10 protein-coding genes are annotated in these 9,123 nt (G+C 68.5%); 5 read left to right on the top strand and 5 right to left on the bottom strand.

Annotated elements, in window-relative coordinates; translation table 11 throughout:
* Positions 1-6 precede the first annotated feature (6 nt).
* On the top strand, positions 7-990 hold the full coding sequence (locus tag ACFQU4_RS14080) for a phosphotransferase family protein (protein WP_377492818.1): 984 nt from the start codon (positions 7-9) through the stop codon (positions 988-990).
* Between the two features lie 9 nt (positions 991-999).
* Here the strand turns inward: ACFQU4_RS14080 and ACFQU4_RS14075 are convergent, their stop codons facing one another.
* Positions 1,000-2,652: an alkaline phosphatase D family protein gene (locus ACFQU4_RS14075; protein WP_377492816.1), complete on the bottom strand. Its 1,653-nt coding sequence runs from the start codon at positions 2,650-2,652 to the stop codon at positions 1,000-1,002.
* Positions 2,653-2,783: 131 nt separating this feature from the next.
* Here ACFQU4_RS14075 and ACFQU4_RS14070 point away from each other — a divergent pair, with 131 nt between their 5' ends.
* Positions 2,784-3,362 carry a hypothetical protein gene (locus ACFQU4_RS14070; protein ID WP_377492814.1) on the top strand — a complete coding sequence of 193 codons (579 nt, stop codon included), beginning with the start codon at positions 2,784-2,786 and terminating at the stop codon, positions 3,360-3,362.
* Positions 3,363-3,386: 24 nt separating this feature from the next.
* On the opposite strand, the gene ACFQU4_RS14065 is transcribed toward ACFQU4_RS14070, so the two are convergent.
* Positions 3,387-3,998, bottom strand: coding sequence for a TetR/AcrR family transcriptional regulator (locus ACFQU4_RS14065; protein WP_377492812.1), 612 nt, complete (start codon positions 3,996-3,998; stop codon positions 3,387-3,389).
* Positions 3,999-4,084: 86 nt separating this feature from the next.
* Between ACFQU4_RS14065 and ACFQU4_RS14060 the strand changes: the two genes are divergently transcribed.
* Positions 4,085-4,837, top strand: a complete 753-nt coding sequence (locus ACFQU4_RS14060; RefSeq protein WP_377492810.1) for an SDR family NAD(P)-dependent oxidoreductase — start codon at positions 4,085-4,087, stop codon at positions 4,835-4,837.
* 4 nt (positions 4,838-4,841) lie between these two features.
* On the opposite strand, the gene ACFQU4_RS14055 is transcribed toward ACFQU4_RS14060, so the two are convergent.
* Complete coding sequence (locus ACFQU4_RS14055; protein WP_377492808.1) at positions 4,842-6,464, bottom strand: alpha/beta hydrolase; 1,623 nt, start codon at positions 6,462-6,464, stop codon at positions 4,842-4,844.
* 102 nt (positions 6,465-6,566) lie between these two features.
* Entirely contained in the window at positions 6,567-6,923 is a 357-nt protein-coding gene (locus ACFQU4_RS14050; protein WP_377492806.1) for a PAS domain-containing protein, read from the bottom strand.
* Between the two features lie 190 nt (positions 6,924-7,113).
* Between ACFQU4_RS14050 and ACFQU4_RS14045 the strand changes: the two genes are divergently transcribed.
* A complete protein-coding gene (locus ACFQU4_RS14045) occupies positions 7,114-8,088 on the top strand; it encodes a GlxA family transcriptional regulator (protein WP_377492804.1) in 975 nt (324 codons plus the stop codon).
* A gap of 52 nt (positions 8,089-8,140) precedes the next feature.
* Positions 8,141-8,680 (top strand): AAA family ATPase, encoded by a 540-nt coding sequence (locus ACFQU4_RS14040; protein WP_377492802.1) that lies wholly within the window; start codon positions 8,141-8,143, stop codon positions 8,678-8,680.
* Between the two features lies 1 nt (position 8,681).
* Here ACFQU4_RS14040 and ACFQU4_RS14035 read toward each other — a convergent pair whose 3' ends face one another.
* A complete protein-coding gene (locus ACFQU4_RS14035; RefSeq protein ID WP_377492800.1) occupies positions 8,682-8,954 on the bottom strand; it encodes a hypothetical protein in 273 nt (90 codons plus the stop codon).
* Between the last annotated feature and the right edge of the window lie 169 nt (positions 8,955-9,123).

The following is a 9,123-nucleotide window of genomic DNA, read 5'->3' as shown; positions in this document are numbered from 1 at the left end:
CGAGGGATGTCGGAGCGCGAAGTCAGGTCACCGTCGGACGTCGACCGCAGTCAGCACCTCGCCGCGTTGCACCGTGCGTGGGCGACGCCGCTGGATGTGGTGACGGCCGTGGTCGGCGAGGTGTCGACGTCGCCGGTCGTGGAGTGCCGCCGCATCGTCGACGGCGAGGTGAACGAGGTGTACGACGTCACGGTGGAGCAGGGTCCGTCCATGATCGTTCGGATCTCGCACCGCGGATCCGAGGCGCACGACCGGGAGGCGTGGGTCCTCGGCGAGTGCGCGGCGCGGGGCATCCGGGCGCCGCGGGTGCACGCTCTTCGTCGCGTCGAGGTCGGGAACGAGCTCCGGTCCGTCATGGTGATGGAGAAGCTGCCCGGTGAGCGACTCGCCGACCTCGATCTCGGCGAGGGCGACGTTCGCCGCGTGCTGGAAGAGGTCGGAGCCTGGCTGAAGCAGCTCCACACCATCCCGGTGCAAGGGCTCGGGAGCCTCGACGGCTCCGGTGTCGGCAGGTTCGAGACGGTGGAGGAGTGGCTGGCCAATATCACCGCGGAGGCGAAGGTGTTCGAGGACGCCGGCCGTGCCGCCGGATTCGAGCCGGCGACGGTCCGAGGCTGGGTGCGCGAGATCGTCGACGCGTTCCGCGCAGCCCCGCCTCGGATGACGATGAGCCACAACGATCTCCTCGCCGTACACGTCCTGGTGCACGAGGGGAGGCTGTCGGGGGTCATCGACTTCGGTGTGGTCGCGGCCGAACCCGCGGCGAACGACTTCGCCCTGTGGGACTTCCGGGAAGGCAGGCGCTTCCCGGTCGAGTGGATCCAGGCCGGCTATGGCGACCGCTCGTGGTTCGAACCCCCGAACGACCGCACCTACCGTGCGCTCTGGCTTCTCCACGGGCTCTGGTACGTGCGCCACTACCACGTGACGGGATTTCCTCCCGGCGTCGAAGCCGGCCGGGATCGACTGCTCAGGGGACCGGAGCGGTAGTCCCGCGAGTCAGTAGCCGACAGCGCCGATGGTCCCGACGGCCGTTCTTGATCGCCACTGCGAGGTGACCGTCCCGGTGGCGACGTTCGTCTGGTGCGTCACCAGGTAGTTCGAGTAGAACGTCGATCCGTTGGCGGCGCAGCGCAGGTAGCCCTTGAGTGGTTGCGGCTGGGGCGAGCGTCCGGAGGTGTCGTCGCGCAATCCCATCCAGGCGAAGATCGCGGGGTTGGCGTTGAGCCGGCTGGTCCAGTTCACGCCGCTGTAGCTCGACATGGAGGGGCCGCAGAACTCGGTGGCGACGAAGCTTCGGTCGGCCGGGTCGGTGCGCTGGACGACCTTGGACGCGAACGGGCAATGCACGTCACCACTGATGATCACCGGGTTGAATCCATTGTGCTGATCGAGACGGGCACGGAGGGCTCCGGTGATGCGTTCGCGCTCGACCGGGTAGGCGTTCCAGTTGGCCCGGCCGGCCGGCACCGGCTGCCCGTCCGAGCCGATGGCGGCCCAATAGGTGCTGAGCGGGCTGGTCGTACCGATCACGGTCCAGGTCGACGTGCTGTTCTGGATCGTCGAGATGGTGCGGGAGACCTGGGCTGCACCGAGCATGGTCGGGTTGGTGGCGGTGTCCGGATCGGTGCGATCCTGGCGGCAGTCCCAGAGGACGAGGTTCAGGTGGCGCCCCCACTGCAGTGACGACTTCTCGATCGACATCCTCTTCTTGTCGCTGCCCGTCGGCGCCACCGGTGCCGGGCCCCGGACCGGCATGTTCTCCCAGTACGCCTGGAGTCCCCAGTTCAGCTGGTTCAGGGCCGTGTCACCGGCGGAGCCGGTCCCGTAGTTGTTCGGGATCTCGGCGCCGTTGAAATCGTTGGCGACTTCATGATCATCGATCACGGAGTAGGTGGGGTAAGAGCGCCGGCAGCGTTGCAGGGCGGCGCGGCTGAGATACCAGCCCCAGCGTTGCCGGTAGTCGGCCAGGCTGGCGCAGTAGCGGGGCGGGACGGTGTTGACGTGGCCTTCGCGGTAGATGTTGTCGCCGAGTTGGACCATGAAGTCGACCGGGTTGTCCTGAAGGTGGTCATAGCCGTGCCAGTAGCTGGTGCCGTTGTTCGCGGCGGTGTCGGTGGCGGCGCTCTGGCAGCTGATCACCGCGAAGTTGACCTGGACATCGGCCGTCGCCGACGGCGCGGTCCGGGTGCTGCCGATCCAGGTGCGGTACGACGTGTCGGGGATCGAGAACACGTACCAGTACTGGGTTCCCGGCTGCAGCGGTCCGCCGCCGGTGGCGGTCTTGACGTCGACGTGTACCGACCAGTGCTGGTCCGATCGGGCGATCACCGTGCCCGAGTAGAGCGTGTTCACGTTGTCCCGTACGTCTTCGTACGTCCTCGCCAGCCGCCAGCCGACGTTGATCTGGCTGGGCTGCCCGGTCATGCCGGCGTCGGCCGCCGTCGGGTTGGGCGCGAGCCGCGTCCAGAGCACCACCGAGTCCGTGGTGGGATCGCCGGTGGCGGACCCGAGCTGGAACGGGTCGGACGTGAAGGCTGCGTGAGCGGTCTGGGTCTGGAATTCGGTCCCGACGACGGTGGCCGCGAGTCCGGTTCCGGAGAGGGCGACGAAGCGCCGGCGGTTGAGAGGAATGGTCGCATCGTTGCCCATGAACCGGGATCCTGGCATGCGCGTGACGCATTGTCTAGAGATTCATGCATATGACGCATTCGTGTGAGACGGGGTGTTCCGAGGGTTCGTGATCATGGAAGCGGGCGAGCGGGAGACGTAAGCTCGGTCGGGTGCCCGACCCCTGCGACCGGCCCCCGCTCAAGATCGGCGAACTGCTTCGACTGCTCCACCGGCGAGAGATCGACTGGGTGCTCAGCGGCTCGACCGTCCTCGTCCTCTACGGCGCCGACCTCGAGCCGAATGATCTTGATCTTGTCCCCGCAACGGACCCGGCGAACCTGCAGCGCCTCGCGGAGGTGCTCGTCGAGCTCGAGGCCGCGCCTGGCTACGAACCAGGCTGGTCCAAGTCCGCCACGCTGGCGGAGTGCCGCGCCTGGACGCCTGAGCCGGCGACACCGGGGCAGCTTGATCATCTGTTCGTCACCACGCTCGGTCAACTCGACGTCGTGCCTGAGCTCACCGGGACGTACGACGAGCTCCGCGCCGGCGCGACCCTCATGGTGCTCGCCGGGACTCCGGTCTGGGTCTGCGATCCCGACGCAGTCCTCGGCCGGCTGCCCGAGCGGCCACGGCCGAAGGACCGGGCAAGATCACAGCAGTACGCGGCCGTCCGGGAAGCGCTCCGCCTGAGCCGCAGGCCCCGTGGCCTGGGCCGCTTCAATGCCTGGGCCGGTCCGCAGGGGCTGTGACCGGGTTTGATCTTGCTTCGATCGTCATCCGCGAGAGCGGGTGGCTGAGTGGTCCGGCAGGAGGTGATCAGCGAGTGATCGTGCCGTGGCGGTGAGGGTGGCCGTGTCCATCCCGGTCCGGCCCATGAACACGATCCCCTGCTGTGCGGCGAGCAGGGCGCGGGCCAGGGCGATCGGATCGGCTTCGGCCGGTAGGTCGCCCTCGTGCTGGGCGCGGACCACGCAGTCGGCGATCAGGGCGGTGGACGTCTCGTAGGTGCGGTGGGCGTGGGCGAGCACGTCCGGATCGGCGATGCCGAGTTCGCAGGTGCTGTTGGCCATCAGGCAGCCGCGGCGCGTTTCGTCGTCGTTCGTCTCGTCGATCGGCGCTTCGAGGAGCGTACGCAGTGCGTCCAGGGCCCGTGGCGTGTCGGTCAGGATGCGCCGAAGTTGATCATGGCCGTGGTCGGTGTACCCGTGCAGGGCCCGGAGGAAGAGTCGGCGCTTGTCGCCGAAGGCCGCATAGAGGCTGCCCTTGCCCAGTCCGCTGACCCGCAACAGGTCTTCCAACGAGGTCGCGTTGTAGCCGGCGGTCCAGAACTGCTCCCGGACCGCATGCAGCACCTGCTCTTCGTCGAACGCTCGTGGACGTGCCATGCCGCCAGAATACCCGTTCTTGACCGCACGGTCCATAACTCCCTATGGTGGTGGACCGAACGGTCAAGAATCGACAGGGAGGCAGGATGATCATGGGGAAGTTGGACGGCAAGGTGGCGATCGTCACGGGCGGATCGCGGGGGATCGGGGCGGCTTCGGCGCTGGCCCTGGCCGACGAAGGGGCCGACGTCGCGATCAGCTATGCGTCCTCGGCGGATCGGGCCAAGGCTGTGGTCGCCGAGCTGGAGGCCAAGGGCGTGCGCGCGGCGGCGTTCCAGGCCGACCAGGCGGACGAGGCGCAGGCCGTGGGCCTGATCAACAGCGTCGCCGCGGAGTTCGGGCGGCTGGACATCGTGATCAACAACGCGGCCGCGGTCGGTGGCGGACTGGTCGACAGCGAGACCGTCGACCAGGCCGCCATCGACCGGCAGCTCGCGGTCAACTACACCAGCGTGGTGGCCGGCATCCGGGCGGCGGTCCCGCTGCTCCCCGAGGGCGGCCGCATCGTCAACATCAGCTCGGGTGTGGGAACCCGGGCGGGCTTCCGGGGCATGGCCTACTACTCGGGTACGAAGTCGGCCCTCGAGGGCTTCAGCCGCGGCGCGGCGCGCGACCTGGCGGACCGGGGCGTCACCGTGAACGTGATCCAGCCCGGATTCATCGACACCGAAGGGAATCCCGCCGACAGTTCCGCTGCACCGGTGTTCCTTCCGACGACGGCCCTGGGACGGTACGGCAGGCCCGAGGAGATCGCCGCCGGCGTGGTCTTCCTGGCCAGCCCGGAGGCCTCGTACGTCACCGGTGCCGTGCTGCGGATCGACGGCGGCTACGGCGCCTAGCGACTCAGAGGCGCGGGCCCAGCTTCTCCAAGGTCTGTTCGCGGAGCCGGAGTCGGTCCGCGTTCAGCGCCAGGCCGGAATCCCGCTCGGCCCGGCAGTGGAGGTCTCGCCGCGGGAACTCTCCGTCGACCAGGTAAGCCGTGCCGACGTTGAGCGCACACGGGTTGTCGTCGAAGAGGTAGACGCCATGCCGATACCCGTCGACGGAGACCAGCCTGGAGCGGTCGCCGAATCCCTTGCGGGCCAGGATTCCTCCGATGTACGGAGTCGCGACGTCGATCTGGTTCTGCATGATCATGATGTTCCGCGGGCCCTCGTCGACCAGGGCGATCTCCTCGCCGTCATGCGGCCAGAAGGCGCACGGGGTGATGTTCGCGGCGGCCGCTCCGAACAGCGGGTACTTCTTCCGGTCCTCGGCCACCGACCTCTGGTAGCTGTCCACGTCGCGGCTCCACCGGGAGTCGTTGCAGGTGACCGCGAGGAAGGAGGAGAGGGCGTTGTCGTTCGGGGACGGCTGGGGCTGGTCAGAGGTCGTCACGGCTGCTCGGATGCCTTCGGGGGCATCCTTGGCCAGGTAGTGCCGGACGGCCGCTTCGTCGCCCTCGGCGAGTGACTGCCACAGCTGGGCCAGGGTGGGGAAGGTGTCCTCCTTGTAGAGCATCCCGAAGCTGATCAACCGGAACAGCTTGCCGTTGATGTCGGTGACCGGTTCGGCGTCGAGCTGTTCGGCGAGCCGGAACCAGGTCTGGCGGACCTGGCGTTCGGTACGGCCCAGGCCGTAGCTGTCGTGACGGGCGGCGGCCCAGCCGGCGAAGGTGCCGAAACCCTCCTCCGCACCGCGAGCCATCCGGCGGAACGCGTCCCGGCCGAACGCGGTTCCGCCGACGTTGCTGTCGATGATCATCCGGTCGGTCCGCTCGGGGAACAGGGAGGCATAGGTGCTGCCGAGTGCGGTGCCGTACGAGACTCCGAAGAAGTTGATCTTGTCCTCGCCGAACGCGGTCCGGATCTGCTCCAGGTCCCGGGCGGTGTTGGCGGAGGAGAGGTGTGGCAGCAGGCCTTCGGTGTCGGCGGCAGCGCATTGTTCGGCGACACCCTTGACGACCTCGGCGTAGTGGTTGACCTCTTCCTGGTCCGCCGCCCACTGCGGGATGTTGGACAGGTACTCCTGATCAGTGGTGAAGCCGCAGCTGACCGGCGTCGAGTGACCGACTCCGCGCGGGTCCATGCCGATGATGTCGTAGCTTTCCAGCAGGCTGGACGGGGCGCCCAGGGCCTGCAGGTCGGCCGGCATGGAGAGGCCGGACCCGCCGGGGCCGCCCGGATTGGTGATCAGAATGCCGCGTCGCCGCTCCGGGTTCTGGCTGGGCAGCCGGGAGATCATGATCTCGATGGTCCGGCCGTCGGGATCGTCGTAGTCGAGCGGTACCGCAAGGGTCGCGCACTGCAGCAGTGGGTTGCCCGGTGCCGTACCGGCCGGGCAGTCACCCCAGCCGAGCGCAGCCGCGACGTCGCCGCCGGTGTCCTGCTGGTCGGCGACCGCGGCGGGGGTCAGGAACGTCGCCGCAGCGATCCCGGCGGCGATCGCCAGCGCCGACAGTCGTCGGGTCCTCTGTCGAATGGTCATGCGGATGCCTTCCGTGTCACAGCGTTCTGGTGAAACCAAGCCCACGCTGTGCCCTTGGGGCCGAGTCAACTCGTACCGAAGGAAGGCCCGTCCGACCGGTGTTCAGAGCTGCTCGATCGAATCGGACGGTCCGCCGACCGGGCTGAAGGCCGACAGGGCGCCGAGGATCCGGCCTCTGCTGTCGTGAATGAGGTGGAGGTGGACTTCGAGTCTGATCCGGCTGCCGTTCTTGTGCAGGCCGGGCACGTCGAACGATCCGTGGTCGACCACGCCGTCGGTCAGGTTCATGGCGGCGTGGAAGCCGGCCCAGTGCCGTTCGCTGTAGTCGGGCGGCACGATGAGGTCGAGGGTGGTGCCGAGTGCCTCGTCGGCGCTGTGTCCGAAGAGCGCCGTCATGCCGTCGTTCCAGTACGTGATCATCCCGGCTGGGTCGGCGTAGATCACTGCGGGGCTGGTCATGGCTTCCTCCTTGCTTGATCGTTCTGCTGGGTCACGGCGGGCCCGTACCCAACGTCCGTGATCAACGGGACGGGCGTCAACGACGCCCTGCCCACGCAATGCGCCCTCGCAAGATCAACTCGGCCGGATGGCGCAGACTGTGGGCGGGATGTCGTAGACGACCTGGGCCTGCTGGGCGGATGCTGGCGTCATGGGATCCGCATCGGTGACGTTCGTGATCTTCGAGGAGCACGATCAACTCGACCTGACCGGACCGTACGAGGTGTTCGCCGAGGCCGGCTACGCCTGCACCGTGGTGGCGCCGGCCGCCGGCCCGGTCCGCTCGGACGTCGGGCTGTCGGTCGTCGCGGACCGTGCCCTCGCCGACACGGATCCGGGCAACGTCGAGATCTTGATCGTCGCCGGCGGGGCCGGGGTGCACGATGCAGGTCAGGATCGGGCCCTGGTGGAGTGGGTCGCGGCAGCGGCCGCCGCCGCGCGCCGGGTCGCGTCCGTGTGCACCGGAACATTCCTGCTGGCGGCGGCCGGAGTCCTCGACGGCCGGCACGCGACCACCCACTGGGCCAAGGCGGACCGGCTGGCGCGCGAGTATCCGACGATCATGGTCGACGTCGACCCGATCTACCTTCAGGACGGGAAGGTCTGGACCTCGGCCGGAGTGACCGCGGGGATGGATCTCGCGCTCGCCATGGTTGCGGCCGACCGCGGCCGGGAGGTGGCGCTGAAGGTGGCGCGGAAGCTGGTGCTGTACCTGCACCGGCCGGGAAGTCAGTCCCAGTTCAGCGTTCCGCTGTGGGCGGCACAGCCCAACAGCGACGCCCTCCACCGGGCCGTCGACGCGATCCACGCCAATCCCGGTGATCGCCACTCCATTGAGGACCTGGCCGCGTCCGCCGGGCTGAGCACCCGCCACTTCCAGCGCAGGTTCACCCGCGAGATGGGAATGCCGCCGACGGTCTACGTCGAACGGGTCCGGGTCGAGGCGGCTCAGAACGCGCTCGCCGAGACGGACCTCACCCTCGACGGCATCGCCCGGCGGTACGGGTTCGGGACCGCGGAGACGCTGCGCCGTACCTTCCACCGGATCCTCGGCATCGCCCCGTCGGACTACCGAAACCGCTTCGGTACGTCGACGGTCGGCGCACCGCCTCCGGCCGGTACGTGACCCGCCGGCTGCTCACGTACCGGCAGGGCAGTGCATCCTGCAGAATCGACCGGTGGCGAACGACGACGCGGATCGAGGTCTGGGTACGGAGTCGACCCGGCTGATCACGCTCCGCGGAAACAGCGGTTCGGGGAAGTCGACGGTCGCGGCCGCGATCCGGGCGGCGAGGCCCGCGGGGACGGTGGCGATCATCGGGCAGGACGTCATTCGGCGCGAGATCATGGGCGCCGGCGAGGACCAGGGCGGCCATCCGATCTCGCTGACGGAGATGATCACCCGGCACCTGCTGGACCGCGGGGTCGACGTGATCATCGAGGGCATCCTGAACGCCGCCTGGTACACCGACCCGCTGACCCGGTTGGCCGCTGATCATCGGGGCGTCTCGCGATCCTACCTCTGGAAGCTGCCCTTCGAAGAGACCGTGCGTCGGACCGCGACCAAGCCGGGGACGCAGCCGCGGGAGTCCTGGGAAGCCAATCTGCGCCGGTGGTGGCGCGGCTTCCAGCCGGTTCCCGGCCTGAGCGAGGAATTCATCGGTCCGGCGGAAGGTTTCGACGAGACCGTTGCGCGAGTCCTGGCAGATTGCTGGTAGGTCAGGCGTCGAGCTCGGCCGCGGCGACCGCGTGCACCGGCGGCCCCTGGAGGGCGAGCTCGCGCGCGATGGCCGGGATCTCCGGGTCGGCGAGGAATCCCTCGTAGTCGGCGGCGTCCCAGTCGAAGACGGACCACACCCGCTGTGGATCCTCGGGATCGACGAAAGCTCGGGCGCTGCGGCAGCCGTGTTCCCGCCGCTTTCTCGCGCCGATCGTCTCGAAGACCTCCAAGAAACGATCAAGGTCGGTCGTCCGGGCCACGGTGACGATCATCAGGACCTCCCTGAGGTGAATGGGTCTGCCACCATAGAACATTCGAGTCATTGGTCCGGAGTCCGTCGAGTGGGCTTCCATCAGCGGGTCGGAATCCAGTAGCGTGGTCGTGCTTGCTGGAGGGCACGAACCCCCGAGCGTTCCCTCCGGCAAGCGCCCCAGTACTGCG

The sequence above is a fragment of the Microlunatus sp. GCM10028923 genome, assembly GCF_042666975.1.
Lineage (GTDB): Bacteria > Actinomycetota > Actinomycetes > Propionibacteriales > Propionibacteriaceae > Microlunatus.
This window is presented reverse-complemented; position numbering and strand designations above follow the sequence as displayed.